This window comes from Acinetobacter sp. GFQ9D191M, assembly GCF_011174875.1.
In the GTDB taxonomy this organism is placed as follows: domain Bacteria; phylum Pseudomonadota; class Gammaproteobacteria; order Pseudomonadales; family Moraxellaceae; genus Acinetobacter.
The window spans coordinates 46,760-62,752 of record NZ_JAALGV010000074.1 but is presented as its reverse complement, the minus strand read 5'-3'; the positions used below and the strand labels follow the sequence as shown (position 1 = coordinate 62,752).

At 42.2% G+C, this 15,993-nt stretch carries 18 protein-coding genes; 8 read left to right on the top strand and 10 right to left on the bottom strand.

The window, feature by feature from the left end; all coding sequences use genetic code 11:
• The first annotated feature begins 34 nt into the window (after positions 1 to 34).
• The 3 genes from trxA (at position 35) to G5T77_RS11710 (ending at position 2,651) form a co-directional block, all read left to right on the top strand.
• Entirely contained in the window at positions 35 to 361 is a 327-nt protein-coding gene (trxA, locus tag G5T77_RS11720; RefSeq protein ID WP_005233946.1) for a thioredoxin, read from the top strand.
• Positions 362 to 682: 321 nt separating this feature from the next.
• Positions 683 to 1,951 carry a transcription termination factor Rho gene (rho, locus tag G5T77_RS11715; RefSeq protein WP_004783562.1) on the top strand — a complete coding sequence of 423 codons (1,269 nt, stop codon included), beginning with the start codon at positions 683 to 685 and terminating at the stop codon, positions 1,949 to 1,951.
• A gap of 403 nt (positions 1,952 to 2,354) precedes the next feature.
• Positions 2,355 to 2,651 (top strand): hypothetical protein, encoded by a 297-nt coding sequence (locus tag G5T77_RS11710; RefSeq protein WP_159123051.1) that lies wholly within the window; start codon positions 2,355 to 2,357, stop codon positions 2,649 to 2,651.
• 88 nt (positions 2,652 to 2,739) lie between these two features.
• Here G5T77_RS11710 and G5T77_RS11705 read toward each other — a convergent pair whose 3' ends face one another.
• The 3 genes from G5T77_RS11705 to pheS form a co-directional block, all read right to left on the bottom strand.
• The gene (locus G5T77_RS11705) at positions 2,740 to 3,036 is read right to left on the bottom strand and encodes an integration host factor subunit alpha (RefSeq protein ID WP_004783565.1); all 297 of its coding nucleotides are present in this window, start codon (positions 3,034 to 3,036) and stop codon (positions 2,740 to 2,742) included.
• Complete coding sequence (gene pheT / locus G5T77_RS11700; protein ID WP_166135707.1) at positions 3,033 to 5,414, bottom strand: phenylalanine--tRNA ligase subunit beta; 2,382 nt, start codon at positions 5,412 to 5,414, stop codon at positions 3,033 to 3,035. Before pheT ends, G5T77_RS11705 begins: the two co-directional genes overlap by 4 nt.
• 174 nt (positions 5,415 to 5,588) lie before the next feature.
• Positions 5,589 to 6,569, bottom strand: coding sequence for a phenylalanine--tRNA ligase subunit alpha (gene pheS, locus G5T77_RS11695; RefSeq protein ID WP_004783570.1), 981 nt, complete (start codon positions 6,567 to 6,569; stop codon positions 5,589 to 5,591).
• 159 nt (positions 6,570 to 6,728) lie between these two features.
• Between pheS and G5T77_RS11690 the strand changes: the two genes are divergently transcribed.
• A complete protein-coding gene (locus tag G5T77_RS11690) occupies positions 6,729 to 7,757 on the top strand; it encodes a hypothetical protein (protein ID WP_004783571.1) in 1,029 nt (342 codons plus the stop codon).
• A gap of 84 nt (positions 7,758 to 7,841) precedes the next feature.
• Here the strand turns inward: G5T77_RS11690 and rplT are convergent, their stop codons facing one another.
• A complete protein-coding gene (rplT, locus tag G5T77_RS11685) occupies positions 7,842 to 8,201 on the bottom strand; it encodes a 50S ribosomal protein L20 (protein ID WP_004647525.1) in 360 nt (119 codons plus the stop codon).
• 11 nt (positions 8,202 to 8,212) lie between these two features.
• The gene (rpmI, locus tag G5T77_RS11680; RefSeq protein ID WP_004278281.1) at positions 8,213 to 8,407 is read right to left on the bottom strand and encodes a 50S ribosomal protein L35; all 195 of its coding nucleotides are present in this window, start codon (positions 8,405 to 8,407) and stop codon (positions 8,213 to 8,215) included.
• A 230-nt stretch (positions 8,408 to 8,637) separates the two neighbouring features.
• Here rpmI and G5T77_RS11675 point away from each other — a divergent pair, with 230 nt between their 5' ends.
• Positions 8,638 to 9,891, top strand: coding sequence for an MFS transporter (locus G5T77_RS11675; RefSeq protein ID WP_166135704.1), 1,254 nt, complete (start codon positions 8,638 to 8,640; stop codon positions 9,889 to 9,891).
• A 91-nt stretch (positions 9,892 to 9,982) separates the two neighbouring features.
• Here the strand turns inward: G5T77_RS11675 and G5T77_RS11670 are convergent, their stop codons facing one another.
• The 3 genes from G5T77_RS11670 to G5T77_RS11660 all read right to left on the bottom strand — a co-directional run bounded on the left by G5T77_RS11670 (position 9,983) and on the right by G5T77_RS11660 (position 11,396).
• A complete protein-coding gene (locus G5T77_RS11670; protein ID WP_004783577.1) occupies positions 9,983 to 10,405 on the bottom strand; it encodes a YqaA family protein in 423 nt (140 codons plus the stop codon).
• Between the two features lie 7 nt (positions 10,406 to 10,412).
• Positions 10,413 to 10,703 carry a hypothetical protein gene (locus tag G5T77_RS11665; RefSeq protein WP_166135701.1) on the bottom strand — a complete coding sequence of 97 codons (291 nt, stop codon included), beginning with the start codon at positions 10,701 to 10,703 and terminating at the stop codon, positions 10,413 to 10,415.
• 72 nt (positions 10,704 to 10,775) lie between these two features.
• On the bottom strand, positions 10,776 to 11,396 hold the full coding sequence (locus G5T77_RS11660; RefSeq protein WP_166135698.1) for a glutathione S-transferase N-terminal domain-containing protein: 621 nt from the start codon (positions 11,394 to 11,396) through the stop codon (positions 10,776 to 10,778).
• A gap of 311 nt (positions 11,397 to 11,707) precedes the next feature.
• Between G5T77_RS11660 and G5T77_RS11655 the strand changes: the two genes are divergently transcribed.
• The 3 genes from G5T77_RS11655 (at position 11,708) to G5T77_RS11645 (ending at position 13,444) form a co-directional block, all read left to right on the top strand.
• On the top strand, positions 11,708 to 12,172 hold the full coding sequence (locus tag G5T77_RS11655) for an Hsp20 family protein (RefSeq protein WP_004783582.1): 465 nt from the start codon (positions 11,708 to 11,710) through the stop codon (positions 12,170 to 12,172).
• A gap of 99 nt (positions 12,173 to 12,271) precedes the next feature.
• Positions 12,272 to 12,823, top strand: coding sequence for a hypothetical protein (locus tag G5T77_RS11650; RefSeq protein ID WP_166135695.1), 552 nt, complete (start codon positions 12,272 to 12,274; stop codon positions 12,821 to 12,823).
• 225 nt (positions 12,824 to 13,048) lie between these two features.
• Positions 13,049 to 13,444, top strand: coding sequence for a hypothetical protein (locus G5T77_RS11645; RefSeq protein WP_004783587.1), 396 nt, complete (start codon positions 13,049 to 13,051; stop codon positions 13,442 to 13,444).
• Positions 13,445 to 13,505: 61 nt separating this feature from the next.
• Here the strand turns inward: G5T77_RS11645 and infC are convergent, their stop codons facing one another.
• Both infC and thrS read right to left on the bottom strand, forming a co-directional pair.
• Positions 13,506 to 14,057, bottom strand: a complete 552-nt coding sequence (gene infC / locus G5T77_RS11640) for a translation initiation factor IF-3 (RefSeq protein WP_081400954.1) — start codon at positions 14,055 to 14,057, stop codon at positions 13,506 to 13,508.
• A 5-nt stretch (positions 14,058 to 14,062) separates the two neighbouring features.
• Positions 14,063 to 15,985 carry a threonine--tRNA ligase gene (thrS, locus tag G5T77_RS11635; protein WP_004783592.1) on the bottom strand — a complete coding sequence of 641 codons (1,923 nt, stop codon included), beginning with the start codon at positions 15,983 to 15,985 and terminating at the stop codon, positions 14,063 to 14,065.
• Between the last annotated feature and the right edge of the window lie 8 nt (positions 15,986 to 15,993).

The window sequence follows — 15,993 nt, the reverse complement described above, 5'->3', positions numbered from 1 at the left end:
AGTTATCTTTATAAAATTAATTCTGGAGCACTCCATGTCTGGCAACATCGTAAACACTACTGACGCAAACTTCGAAGCAGACGTTCTTCAATCAGACGTTCCTGTACTGGTTGATTTCTGGGCTGGCTGGTGTGCGCCATGTAAAGCTATTGCCCCTGTACTTGAAGTATTGGCTGATGAATATCAAGGCAAAGTGAAAATTGTCAAAGTTGACGTAACATCTTGCGAACAAACTGCGGTGAATTTCAATATCCGTAACATTCCAGCTTTATTGATGTTTAAAAATGGTGAAGTCGTAGCGACTCAAGTCGGTGCAGCACCAAAATCTAAATTGACTGCATTCATTGATCAAAACATCTAAGCATAAAATGCTATAGTAAAAATACGCGACCAAAGGTTGCGTATTTTTTTCGTCTATAAATTGACAAAAACCTGTTTCTCTCTTATATTTCAACTTCAAGAGATAAAGGATGCTAAATCCTGTCAGTTTCTTACAAGACACATTACATAACATGCCGCTCGGCAATAGAAATTGTTTTCACATTTCTCTTTGAAACAATCAAACAGACCTCTGAATTGTTCTTGTGCAAATTCAATTGCTTTCGTTTGAATGCTTATATGCGGCCGAATGTTACTCCCTTTCTAACCTATACCTTAGAACTTTGATTCTATCTGACCACCTATGAATTTAACCGAACTCAAGAAAAAACCGATTGGCGAACTCATCAAGATTGCCGAGTTTATGGGCCTTGAAGGTATGGCTCGTAACCGTAAGCAAGACATTATTTTTGCCATCTTAAAACGCCATGCGATGAATGGTGAAGAGATTTTTGGTGATGGCGTTCTAGAAATTTTGTCAGATGGTTTTGGCTTCTTACGCTCTGCAGCAGGCTCTTATTTGGCAGGTCCTGACGATATCTATGTCAGCCCATCACAAATTCGCCGCTTTAACCTGCGTACCGGTGACACCATTACGGGAACCATTCGTCCGCCTAAAGAAGGTGAGCGTTATTTTGCTTTGCTCAAAGTCAATCAGATTAACTACGATACCCCGGAAAATTCACGTAACAAGATCTTGTTCGAAAACTTAACTCCATTGTTCCCTACTGAACAATTAGTGATGGAACTTGGTAATGGTACGACTGAAGATTTAACTGCACGTGTCGTCGATCTGGTTGCTCCAATTGGTAAAGGTCAACGTTCAATTATCGTTGCACCACCAAAAGCTGGTAAAACCATGCTATTACAGAACATCGCGCAATCGATTGTTCGTAATAACCCTGAATGTTTCCTGATTGTCCTTCTGATTGATGAACGTCCTGAAGAAGTCACCGAAATGGAACGTACCGTTCGCGGTGAAGTGGTCGCTTCTACCTTTGATGAATCACCTGCTCGTCACGTTCAAGTGGCTGAGATGGTGATTGAAAAAGCCAAACGTTTAGTTGAACACAAGAAAGATGTGGTGATTCTGCTGGATTCGATTACCCGTCTGGCACGTGCATATAACACTGTGATTCCTTCATCAGGTAAGGTACTGACCGGTGGTGTTGACGCACATGCACTTGAACGTCCAAAACGTTTCTTTGGTGCGGCACGTAATATCGAAGAAGGTGGTTCTCTTACTATCATTTCTACAGCTCTGATTGAAACCGGCAGTAAAATGGATGAAGTGATCTACGAAGAATTCAAAGGTACAGGTAACCAGGAAATCACGCTGGATCGCCGTATTGCAGAAAAACGCGTCTTCCCTGCGATGAATATCAAGAAATCCGGTACGCGTCGTGAAGAACGTTTAATGTCCGAAGACAAACTGCGTAAAGTCTGGATTCTACGCAAACTCCTGCATACCCAAGATGAACTGGTTGCGATGGAATTTCTGCTGGATCGTATGAAAGAAACCAAGACCAATGATGATTTCTTCGATCAGATGAAACGCAAAGCATCGAACTAAAATTATCGGAAAGGTCACCATTCAAGGTGGCCTTTTTTTATGGTTGACGTATGTTACACAATGAAACAATGTACTGAGTTATCTGTAAACTTATTTTTAAGTTTTTGATTATTAAAATAAACAAATAAATAACTGTATAATTTTTATAAGCTTAATAAGCCTTTCTCCAATCTATATCTTTCAATTAATTGTTATTTTCTGTTAAAAAACCCTTAATTTTTATCGTTTTTTCGCTGTTTTTGATGCTCACCTAGTAGCAATTAAAAATGCGCAGTGATAGCATATTTGCAGACCAGTTAGACTGCTCCTGCGTTGTTAGTCCCTAACACTATTAGGAATAATAAAAGCATATTACAGCCTGACTTTGGTTTTTTTTAATCTCAATTTTTTAGAGAGTGATGCCATGTTATTCAAAAAAATCGCTATTGCTGCTGCAGTTGCTACTACTTTAGCTTTCGTTGGTTGTGCTAAAAAAGCTGACGACGCTGCTGCTGACGCTAACCAAGCTGCATCTGAAGCTGTAGAAGCTGCTTCTGAAGCTGAAGCTGCTGCTGACGCTGCTGCTGTAGAAGCTACTTCTGAAGTTGCTGCTTCTGACGCTGCTGCTGTTGCTGAAGCTGACGCTGCTGCTGCTGTCGCTACTGACGCTGCTGCTCAAGCTACTGCTGCTTCTGAAGCTACTCCAGCTGCTGCTCAATAATCTTTACGATTATTCAGTACAAAAAAGAGAGCCTTTGGCTCTCTTTTTTTATATAAAAAATAAAAATGTTAGATATAAAAAAAGCAGATCAATTGATCTGCTCATTCCCCACACGTTGACGGAACTTCTGTCCCGCGCGGAACGTAACAACACGGCGTGCAGAAATCGGAATCTCTTCACCCGTCTTCGGATTACGGCCTGGACGTTGACGCTTATCACGCAACTCAAAGTTACCGAAACCCGATAATTTTACTTGTTCGCCCGAGATTAGCGCTTGGCTAATCTCGTCGAAAAACAACTCGACCATTTGTTTAGCTTCACGACGGTTTAAACTCGTGAGCTCACTTAAATGATCAGCCATTTCTGCTTTTGTTAATGCTGTCATGAAGCCCTCAATGTCGCTTGGTAAGTGTTTTCCAACACCTGAAGGATATTATCCATACCTGATTTAATTTCAGCATCTTCCAGTGTACGGCTTGGATGCTGCCAGAGAAGTGCAAATGCGAGTGAGCGTTTCCCTTCTTCTACTCCTTGTCCAGTGTACACATCGAACAACCATGTCGAGCCTAGAAGCTCTCCACCTGTTTTTTCGATAAGTCCCTGAATTTCGCTAACATTAATCTTATCACTAATTAAAAGCGCAATATCACGTCGAACCGATGGAAAACGTGATAATTCTGTAAAATTAGATACATAAGTTTGCAAAACAGCCGATTGATCTAATTCAGCGACCCAAGTCGTCGCCAAATCGAGTTCATCTTCAAGTGATGGATGTAAACGACCTAAGTAACCAATTGACTGACCATTCACTAGAATTTCTGCAGATTGACCAGGATGTAACCAGCTACGTTCAGAACGTACATATTCCACATTTAGACGCGCAGCTGCCAGAATTTCCTCAATGTCACCTTTGAAGTCAAAGAAATCCATTGGCTGTGCTTTACCATGCCAGGTTTCAGGCGTACGTGAACCGGTAGCAATCAATGCAAAAGTTGGAATCTGTTTCAGATCATGAATTGAAGCCGCATTCTGGTAATCAAAACGCAGACCAAGTTCGAAGAAACGCACACGGTTTTGCTGACGGTTAACGTTGTACTGTACGCATGGAATCAGGCTAGACAGTAAAGTTGAACGCATCACTGCCAAATCGCTTGAAATTGGGTTCGCCAATGCCAATGGATTAACTTCTGGATTTAACTGTTTTTCCAGTTTCAGGTCAGCAAAACTGAAACTGATCGCTTCCTGATAGCCCAAGGTCACGGCAGTTTGACGAAGCTGAGTCAGTTCAAATTGGTCTTCATATTTCGCCAATTTCACATCAATGACTGGTAAGCTGATTTGAATATTGTCATAACCGTGAATACGGGCAACTTCTTCAATCAGGTCTTGGTAAATTGCCATGTCATAACGGTGTGATGGAGGAACCACTGACCACTGACCTTTAGCTTTTACAGTCACTTCACACCCTAAACGCGTTAAAGCATCTGTAATGAAATCTGATTCAACTGTATAACCTAATAGTTGATCGACTTGCGCTTGTTCTAGCTCAATCGCTTCACGTTTTGGTAATAGCTCTGGTTTTTCAGCTACAATGATTGGACCAAACTCACCGCCTGCAAGCTCAGCAATCAACTGAGATGCACGATGCATTGCAATCATAGGCAATTCGAAATCGACACCACGTTCATAACGTTGAGATGCATCGGTATGCAGACCGAAACGACGGGCACGGCCAGCAATATGCAATGGCGCGAAAAATGCTGATTCCAGGAAGATTTCAGTGGTTTCATCAGTTACTGATGAAGACAAGCCCCCCATAATCCCTGCAATCGCTAATGCTTTTTCATCATCTGCGATTACCATCACATCATCTTGCAGTTCAACTTCCTGTTCATTTAATAGAACAAGTTTTTCACCTGCAGTCGCTTGACGTACATGTACTGAACCTTGAACCTTGCCACCATCAAAGGCATGTAATGGTTGACCCAGTTCCATCAATACATAGTTGGTGATGTCGACCAGAATACTGTGCTGACGGATACCGGCACGTACTAATGCACGTTCCATCCACTCAGGGGTTGGTGCTTTAGTATTGACATTTTTGATCACACGGCCGAGATAACGTGGACACCCCTCAGTTTCAGCAACAACTTTTTTCTCGTCAGTGATGGTTGCAGCAACTTCCTTAATTTCAGGCGCAGTGACTGGCAACTGGTTAATCACACCAATTTCACGTGCGATCCCGCGAATGCTGAAACAGTCGCCACGGTTCGGGGTGATACTAATGTCAATCACGTTGTCATCAAGGTCTAGATATTCACGAACATTTACACCGACTGGTGCATCGGTAGGAAGCTCTAATAGACCATCAATTTTGTCTTCAAGATCGATTTCTGAAGCGCCACATAGCATACCTTGTGATTCAACACCACGCAGTTTGCCTTTCTTGATTTTAAAATCGCCTGGTAATACTGCACCGATGGTAGCTACTGGTGCTTTCATACCGGCACGTACGTTCGGTGCACCACACACGATTTGCAAAGGCTCACCTGAACCAATGTTCACAGTCGTTACACGTAAGCGATCTGCATCAGGATGCTGTTCGACAGTCAGGACTTCACCCACAACCACACCTGTGAAGGGTTTTGCGGCTGGAGACAAATCATCTACTTCCAAGCCCAGCATAGTCAGTTGGTCAGACAGTTTTTCGCTATCGATGGCTGGGTTAACCCATGTGCGCAGCCAATTTTCGCTAATTTTCATACATTCATTTCCTTAATCTCCCCTAGCCCCTCTTTTTCAAAGAGGGGAAATCCCACACCCTATCTTGTTTCGTGTAAGTCCCCCTTTTACAAAGGGGGATTTAGGGGGATTTTTAAATCTAAAAATTAATATGTTTTAGCCACTCAACTTTATAAGAAGAGGCTATCAAATCTCTTAAGCAAACTGGCGTAAGAAACGCACATCGTTTTGATAGAACATACGCAGGTCATTAATGCCATAACGCAACATTGCAAAACGTTCTACACCTAAACCAAATGCAAAGCCTTTGTATTTGTCTGGATCAATGCCCGCAGCGCAAAGTACATTTGGATGTACCATACCGCAACCCAAAACTTCTAACCATTTGCCACGCTCATCCATAATGTCCACTTCAGCACTTGGCTCAGTGAACGGGAAATAAGACGGACGGAAACGCACTTTCAAATCTTTTTCGAAGAATTCGTTTAGCAGGTTTACCAATAAACCTTTTAATTCAGCAAAGCTGGTATTTTCAGCAACGTATAGGCCTTCGATCTGATGGAACATTGGGGAATGCGTCTGGTCAGAGTCACAACGGTATACACGGCCTGGGCACACGATACGAATTGGTGGCTGCTGGGTTTCCATGGTACGAATCTGCACACCTGAAGTATGCGTACGCAATAGATGGTTTACATCAAAGTAGAAAGTGTCATGCATGGCACGTGCAGGGTGATGGCCCGGAATATTCAATGCTTCGAAGTTGTGATAGTCATCTTCAACTTCTGGACCAGTCGCTACTGTAAAACCTGCTTTGGTAAAGAATTGACAGATACGTTCTTGTACTTGGGTCACTGGGTGGATGCTGCCCACCTGTTGGCCACGACCGGGCAAGGTAATATCAATTGTTTCACTAGCAAGCTTCTGCTCTAGTGCAGCTTTTTGCAGTTCAGCCTGACGTTGTGTCAAAGCACTTGTGATGGCTTCACGAACTGCGTGAATTTGTGCCCCGAACGCTTTACGTTGTTCAGGATCCATTTTCCCCAGCGACTTAGATTGTTCCGCGAGCTGGCTTTTTTTCCCCGTAAATTGCACTCGTACTTGATCAAGTGCAGCAAGGTCTTGAGCTGCTGCAATCGCAGCGAGCGCTTCAGTGGTCAGGGCTTCCAGTGACATAGTAACTCTCAAAGCAACAGGTTAGAAATATTTTTAAAAACCCCATATTCTAACAGTTTTTAGGCGAGTTGATGAAGTGCGCTTTTAATGAAAATTAGAATAGCATCATGAATTATAAAAAGTATAAGATAAACATAATATCAATCAGATCAAATCACTATGGCACTCGATCAAATTTGGAAACAGCAACTGACCCTCGTCACTTATGGCAATGAGTTTTTAACTCAGGATCTCAGTTTCAGCCGCTGGCTGAATCACTCCATTTTTAATCAGCACCATTTAACTTTTCGTGATCTGATTTCTCAACATTTACTGGCACAGCACTTTCAAATCTGGCTAGAAGGTCTGAAAAAACAAGGTGTTCGTCGTATTAGTCTGCATTCTTCACATTTGCTGGAAGATGAAAATAATCCTAATGCCAATGTCGAGCTGGTTCCTTTGGCTCATGTGATTATCAGTCATCATGCTCAAGGTAAAACCGCCTGGATGATCGGTAAGGAGCTGGCTGAATGGTATACCGCTGATAATGATTATGAAGCACCAGAAGCCCAGCAGTCGCCTTTACGTCATGAAGTATTCTGGCGTTATAAACTGAATAATAAACTGGCCAAAAGAATTGATGCTGATCTAGTGCAGCCAAATTGGGATGATATTCATACCTATACTGAACAGGAATTATTTGAACACCATTTAGCTCAAGGATTCACTGAGCCTGCTTATACTGGTTTGCCTTATTACGGTACTACCCCAACGATTCAGTCTCATGCAGAAAATCCGAGTCACCTAGCTTTGATTCCAACGGATTATTCATCTGATTATGCTCATCAGACCTTGTACCGTCTGGATGCATTAAGTGATTTTATTCAGACGAAGATTCAACACCCTTATAACGATGATGGTCAGGTACTGAATCCAGAGCAGCAATTAAATCTGCGCCACTTTGCACAAAAAATCGATGAAATCAGTGCCAAGTTCATTGTGAAAGTGGCCAATCATTATAAAACCGCACAACTCACTCCTAAAGTGACGCCTGATCCTTTTGTAGGGATGAATACTGAGGATCGCGCGGTCAAAGTTTCTAAAGCACATAAGCCCCATGACGCAGCTAAATCCAATTCAGGCAATGTGATTACCCTGATTATTATTACGGTGATTATCTGTTTGATTGGATATTATTTTGGGCTTTAAAGACTGATTTGAACGTCAAAAAATAAAAAAGACAGAGATAAAAAAAGACCGCTAAAAGCGGTCTTTTTTCTAAGTCATAAAGACTTATGCAGCCAACGCATCTTTAGCTTTAGAAGCTAGAGCTGCAAACGCAACTGCGTCATGCATAGCGATGTCAGCAAGTACGCGACGGTCGATAATCACTTGAGCTTTTTTCAAGCCAGCGATCATACGGCTGTACGATAAACCGTTTTGACGTGCACCAGCGTTGATACGCGCAATCCATAGAGCACGGAATTGACGTTTCTTCTGACGACGGTCACGGTAAGCGTATTGACCAGCTTTGATTACCGCTTGGAACGCTACGCGGTAAACGCGTGAACGAGCACCATAGTAACCTTTAGCGCGAGCAAGAATTTTTTTGTGACGGCGATGAGCCTGTACACCACGTTTTACACGAGCCATTTATAATCTCCTTAGATGTACGGGCACATACGACGAACTGAAGCAACGTCACTTACGTGAACCATTACACAGCCGCGCAATTGACGAATACGCTTAGCAGATTTTTTGGTCAAAATGTGGCGTTTGAACGCTTGTTTACGCTTAAAACCGTTAGCAGTCGCTTTGAAGCGTTTAGCTGCACCACGGCGAGTTTTCATCTTAGGCATAACAACCTCTTTTGAACACCTGTTCGGCACGTCTGCACCATTGCAAGAACGCCCTGCAGGTAAGGGAGCCGATATTCTAATGCATCTTTGCTTAAAACAAAAGCACTAGTCTTTTTTTCTTGATGAATCTGCAAACTTAGCATTTTTTACGATAAGAATTGAATGATGAATTTATATACTGCTTGCGATATCACTTTATAATTTGTCAATTTTTTCAGTTACAGCTCTTTATGCACATTCAGCCCGATGCATTTGCCGCACTCCGTTATCGAGACTTTTCTATTGTTACCTTAAATCAGTTTTGCCTGACTTTAGCCATTCTGATTCAGGAAATTATTGTTGCCTATTCACTGTATCAGATTACCAAAGACCCGCTGACCTTAGGACTGATTGGTCTGGCAGAAGCGATTCCATTTATTTCCCTTTCCTTATGGGGTGGATATGTCGCGGATCGTTTTAATAAACAGACTATTATGAAAATCTGTTTATTTTTTGCCATTCCGATGCCTCTCATTCTCTGGTCACTGTTTCATTATCACGGCTTGGGAAACCTCAGCACCAGTCAATTATCTTGGGGAATTTATGCCGTCATTTTCTGTCTGGGTACCATTCGTGGCTTTTATAATCCTTCAGCAACTTCACTGAAACCCTTTCTGATTCCACGTGCACTCTATGCCAATGGTGCAACTTGGACCACAATTGGCTGGCAAAGTGGTGTAATTATCGGGCCGATGCTCGGTGGTTTTATGCTGGCGTTTTTAGGTCGGGAAACCAGTCTTCTAACTGTCGCAGTACTGGTCAGCATCTGTTTTGTTCTGATTAACTTATTGCAAAAGCGCGATTTTCCTAAAATTGAAACTGAAAATGTCCTGCATAGTCTGGGCGATGGTTTCCGTTTTATCTGGAACAGCAAAATTGTACTGTGGTCGATTTCCCTAGATCTGGTTTCGGTACTGTTTGGTGGGGTGATTGCCCTCTTACCGATTTTTGCAGAGGATATTTTAAAGGTTGGCCCGGAAGGTTTGGGGTATTTACGGGCTGCCCCTTCCATTGGCGCACTGATAACCATGATTGCCCTAACCCGCTTTCCGCCTACGCAACATGCTTGGCGTAATATGTTGCTTGCAGTCGCAGGTTTCGGTGTCTTTACCTTGCTATTCGCTTTTTCCAACTCGATGTGGCTATCTCTGTTTGCTCTTGCCATGACCGGGGCTTGTGACAGTATTTCAGTGGTGATTCGCCAGACCATTTTACAGATTTATCCACCCGATAATATGCGTGGCCGGGTTGCTGCAGTAAACGGCATGTTTGTATCGTCTAGTAATGAACTGGGTGCTTTTGAGTCTGGTCTGGCTGCGAGATATATGGGTACGATTATGGCTACAGTGTTTGGTGGCAGCATGACCCTACTGGTGGTTGCCATCAGCTGGGCGAGAACCAAAGATCTGTTTGGAGTTGATATTACCAAAGGGACTGAAAAATAATTTTTAGTTCTAATATGCAAAGGATTTTCACTCAAGAAAATCCTGCGCGCTAATGATGAATACAAATAAAAAGAGGCTTTATGCCTCTTTTTTAAAACATCGCATACGCCCAATAGACAAACAGATAACGTCCAATTTTGGCAATACTGACTATCAAGATAAAACGGGTAAAATTTTCCTTAAGCAAGCCGGCAATTAACGTAATAGGATCACCAATAATCGGCACCCAACTCAGCAATAATGACCAATAGCCGTATTTCTGATAGGTACTTTGAGTTTTAAGCATCTGCTGCTCAGAGACTGGAAACCATTTTTTATGCTTATATTGCTCAATCTTGAATCCCAGATACCAGTTCACACAGGAACCCAGAATATTTCCAGCACTTGCGATCATGATGAGTAAGGCCGCCGAATAGCTCCCTTGCCATATTAAACCCAGCAAAACCGCTTCTGACTGCAGCGGTAATAAAGTCGCTGCACCAAAAGCGGCAAGAAAGAGCAGAAACAGGGACATCCCGAGACTAGCGGCTTAAACCCAGTTTTTTCTTGGCTTTAAGATATTCCCAATTAGACCAGACTATAGCCATAACCATGACCAAAATACGTGACCATTGATATTTTTGGGTGATCGGTTCAAGCGCTGCATTTAAAATCTGGCGATCTTTGGTATTCAAGGCGCTGATCACCTGATCCACATGCACAATTTCAGCAATAAACAGCAGCAGACAAGCTGCGATACCGAAAATAATACTCCAGTAAATTCGAGGACTCGTTTCCACGATTTTAGTAAAGTTCAGGAAAAAATCTTTCATATACTCACCCAATAAAAAACCACCCAAAGGTGGTTTAATCTACTTTTATCTAGTTTAGCACAAAGGCCAGACTTATCTGACCTGTATTGCTAACGCTCTTTGCACCGCTGGACGCGCAGTCAGGCGTGTCACATATTCCTGTACTTCCGGATAATCAGCCAGATCAATCTGCTGCCATTCATGACGTAGCACCCATGGCAAAATAGCCATATCCGCAATCGAATACTCACCAGCTACATATTTCTGACCAATCAGCTGTTTGTTCAGAACCCCGTATAGACGCTTGGTTTCATTGACATAGCGATCAGTGGCATACGGGATACGCTCAGGAGCAAAACGGCTAAAGTGATGATTCTGCCCCAGCATTGGACCCAAGCCACCCATTTGCCACATTAGCCATTGCTCAACTTCAACACGTTGCTGCTCATCATCCGGATAAAACAGGCCGGTTTTACGACCCAAATATTGCAGAATCGCGCCAGATTCAAAGACTGCAATCGGTTCACCACGCGGGCCATCCTGATCCACAATCGCAGGAATTTTGTTATTTGGAGAGATACGTAAAAAATCAGGTTGAAACTGGTCATTTTCCAGAATATTGATCGGGAAAATTTTATACTCCAAGCCCATTTCTTCTAATGCGATGGTAATTTTATGGCCATTGGGCGTTCCCCAATAATAGAGATCAATCATGTTATTACCTGTTACCTTTTCGTTTTTACATGACATTATTGAAATTTGATCTAGTTATAGCATGATTTAAAGCCTTACTTCCGCATATTTTGTTATAGATTCAGCAGTAAAATCGCTAAATTCAAAGCATTATTTTTAGCTCAAGATGGGTTCAAATATTTTTAATATCTTGAGGCTTGAAAAACTTCGCCTCAATCCTATATTAGAAATAGAGCAATGATCTATTCAGGAGATTGTTTCTAATCACTGAGTTCATATTGAAGAATTGCATGTTGTTTAAAAAACTTTTCTGAGATCAGGAGGTAAGATCAATGAGCAATTTCAGTCTTAGCCCACTATTCCGTCGTAGTATCGGTTTTGACCGCTTTAATGACCTTTTTGATTATGCAATGCAAAGTGAGGCACCGAACTATCCACATTACAACATTGAAAAAACCGGCGACAACAATTACCGCATTGTGGTTTCTGCTGCCGGATTCAATGAAGACCAGCTAGAGATCAATCTGGAAAATCAGGTTCTGACCATTAGCGGTAAAGCGGTGGAAGAAAATTCAGATACGACTGTGGAATTCCTGCATAAAGGCATCGCCCACCGTTCATTCAAATTGTCTTTAAGACTGGATGAACATGTAGAGGTACAACAAGCTGAATTTGAAAATGGTTTATTGAAAATCGAATTGCAGCGCAATGTGCCAGAAGAAAAATTGCCTCGTCAGATTCCGATTGGCAAAAAACTGTTAGCTGAAAAAAATGAATCTAACGAGCAGCAAAGCTAATCACCTGCCAAAAGAAAGACCCGAATGGGTCTTTCTTTTTTAGGACAGAATCCTTAAGCTTGAAAGTGTTCAATTTTCACTCATTATAAAAATAATAATATGAGCACATCAGATATTATTCTGTTTCATCAAAGTGCCCAGACGATGAAACATATGGGACTTCTCCTTCTTTGCTATCCCATTGGGATTTTGATGACCTTATACCTTCATACTCCAGATCCTCCTTCCAGTTTTATTCGAGGATTGGTATTTTTATGGCAGGAGTCTCCAAGCTTTTATGGCTATATGCTGGGTTTCCTGATGCTATCGCTCTTGGTATATAGCATTAAACTAAAAATCACCTCGCGGACAATTTATTACACTTTGGCAGGTTACCGGATCAGCCTGTGTTTATATCGTGAAGCCGTCCATTATAGCTTTATCAATCCTCAATATGATTCAATTAAAGCCCGTACCAAACGTTGGCTAACCAGACTTCCCGCTCATCAAATTAATCAGCGGGATGGCACTCTCGATTTTATTCTTTGTCAGCCCAGTTGGCGCGACCGACTCTGTTTAAGATTATTCCGGATTCATTTATCGATGTTTTCCCGCCAGCAAGCCAAGGAAATTATTCAAGCCATGTACAGTGCTTGGAATTTAAGATCATAAAGGCTGATTCAAAAGCAATTTTAATCATGAAGTTTAAGCTGAAAGAAATTTATCTCATCAGATTTCAAAGGACAAAAAGCAGTTATTAAAAAATGGTGTTCTGGTTGGGACTTTCCCCTATCACCACATATAGTTGATTTACATAAAATTTCGGCTATGCTTTTCTGAAACAGAATAAAACATTCAATAAATACCATAGATAAAAAAATCTGCCGTAGGTGCACTATGAATTATGTCCGTCGCAACGCCCTAAGTCCATTCATGCTATTGGGCTTGCTCTTCTTTTTATTGATTGTCATTTTACTGCTATTGTTTGGCTGGCCACATTATAAAGTTTGGAAACAAGGGATGGATGGTCAGGCAGCATTGGCTGAAGCAGAACAATCTAAAATGATTCAAGTGCAAGTTGCAAAAGCGGAACTGGAAAGTGCCAAACTGCGTGCAGAAGCTATTAAACTCGTTGGTCAGGCAGCTAAAGATTATCCTGAATATCGCAAGCAGGAATTTATTGGTGCATTTGGTGAAGCCCTACGTGAAGGTCGTATTCAACAAATAATTTATGTACCCACTGAGGCCAATATTCCGATTGTAGAAGCAGGAAAATCCTACCCTACTCAATAAAAAATTAAGTTACCTCATAAAAAAGCCCTGCAAATGCAGGGCTTTTTTCATCAAGAGATGCTTACTTTTTCTTTTTAGGACCAAGCAGCATACCCATTTGACGACCTTCCATTTTTGGTGCTTGTTCAACAACACCATATTCAACGACGTCTGCTTCAACTTTTTGCAGTTGAGCCAGACCCAGTTGCTGGTGAGCCATTTCACGACCACGGAAACGCAGGGTAATTTTAACCTTGTTTCCTTCTTCAAGGAATTTGATGATTGCACGTAATTTTACGTTGTAATCACCTACATCTGTCGCAGGACGTAGCTTGATTTCTTTCACCTGGACTTGATGTTGTTTTTTCTTCGCTTCTTTCTGCTTTTGTTTCAGATCAAACAAATGCTTATTGAAGTCCATGATTTTGCAAACAGGTGGCTCAGCATTGGCTACGATCTCAACAAGATCAAGCTCAACATTTTCTGCTGCGCGCAATGCTTCCGCAAGGCTTACAATACCTTTTTGCTCACCATTTTCGTCTACAAGACGAACTTCTTTAGCACGAATTTCATCATTCAAGGCAGGACGGTTTGATTTATTACCGCCCTGTTGATTACGGTCAGGCTGTTTAATCGCTGTTACTCCACAATGTACCGGCCGCGTTCGGCAACGGCTGCTTTTACTAAGTCAACGAAAGCATCGATTGACATAGTACCCAAATTTTTTCCTGAGCGGGTACGGACATTTACAGTACCTTCCTCTACCTCACGGTCCCCAAGTACCAATAAGTAAGGAATACGCTCTAAAGTACGTTCACGAATCTTAAAGCCGATTTTCTCATTTCTCAAGTCAGAAATTGCACGAATTCCGTTTTCTTTAAGTTTCGCGACGACTGACTCACAAGCCTCGGCTTGAGCATCAGTAATATTCATGACACACGCTTGCACTGGTGATAACCAAGGTGGCATAAAGCCCGCGTAGTGTTCAATCAGTATACCAATAAAACGTTCGAAACTGCCAAGAATTGCACGGTGCAACATCACAGGCTGATCACGATCGTTGTCTTCAGTAACATAAGAGGCATCCAGACGTTCTGGAAGGTTGAAGTCACATTGAATGGTACCACACTGCCAGATTCGGCCTAAGCAGTCTTTCAATGAGAATTCGATCTTCGGACCGTAGAATGCACCTTCACCTGGTTGTAAATCCCAATCTAGGCCAGCAGCATCTAAAGCATCTGCCAAAGATTTTTCTGCCATATCCCAAAGTGCATCATCACCCACACGTTTTTCAGGACGTGTAGATAACTTCATTTGTACTTCTTCAAAGCCAAAATCTTTGTATACGTCTAGTGTCAATTTGATAAAGTCTGCAACTTCAGTACCGATTTGTTCTTTAGTACAGAAAATATGCGCATCATCTTGGGTAAAACCACGTACACGCATGATGCCGTGTAAAGAACCCGATGGCTCGTTACGGTGACATGAACCAAACTCCGCTAAACGGATTGGAAGATCACGATATGATTTTAAGCCCTGGTTGAACACTTGCACGTGACAAGGACAGTTCATCGGTTTTACAGCGTAGTTACGGTTCTCTGAATGAGTCGTAAACATGTTTTCAGCATAGTTCGCTGCGTGACCTGATTTTTCCCAAAGCGTGAAATCCACCACTTGTGGTGTACGGATTTCAAGGTAACCATTTTCTTGCTGAACTTTACGCATGTATTGTTCAAGCACTTGGTAAATGGTCCAGCCGTTTGGATGCCAGAACACCATACCTGGTGCTTCTTCCTGCATATGGAACAAGTCTAAGGCTTTACCAATTTTACGGTGATCGCGTTTTTCAGCTTCTTCAATACGCTTGATATAAGCTGCGAGCTGTTTCTTATCCGCCCAAGCTGTACCATAGATCCGTTGTAGCTGTTCATTCTTCGCATCACCGCGCCAGTAAGCACCAGAGATTTTAGTCAGCTTGAATGATTTTAAGAATTTGGTATTTGGTACGTGCGGACCACGGCACATATCCAGATAGTCCTGATGGTAGTACAGGCCCATTTGAGTTTCTTCAGGCATGTCTGCGATCAGGCGCAATTTGTATTCTTCACCACGTGCTGTGAATTCTGCAATCACTTCATCACGCGGGGTCATTTTTTTCACGACATCATAGTCCTGATCGATGAGCTTTTTCATACGCTCTTCAATCGCAGCCATGTCATCTAAAGTAAATGGACGTGGCATCCAGATGTCATAGTAGAAACCTTCTTCAATGACTGGACCAATGACCATCTTTGCTTCTGGGAACAATTGCTTAACGGCATGACCCACCAAGTGTGCGCAAGAGTGACGAATAATTTCGACACCTTCTTCATCTTTAGGCGTGATGATTTGTAAGGTTGCGTCTTCAGTAATCAGATCGCACGCGTCCACTAGACGATCGTTTACACGACCTGCAACAGTATTTTTTGCAAGACCAGGACCGATGCTTTGAGCAACTTCCATCACAGATACGGCGTGATCAAACTGTTTTTGATCGCCATTTGGCAAAGTGATAATTGGCATATGAAATC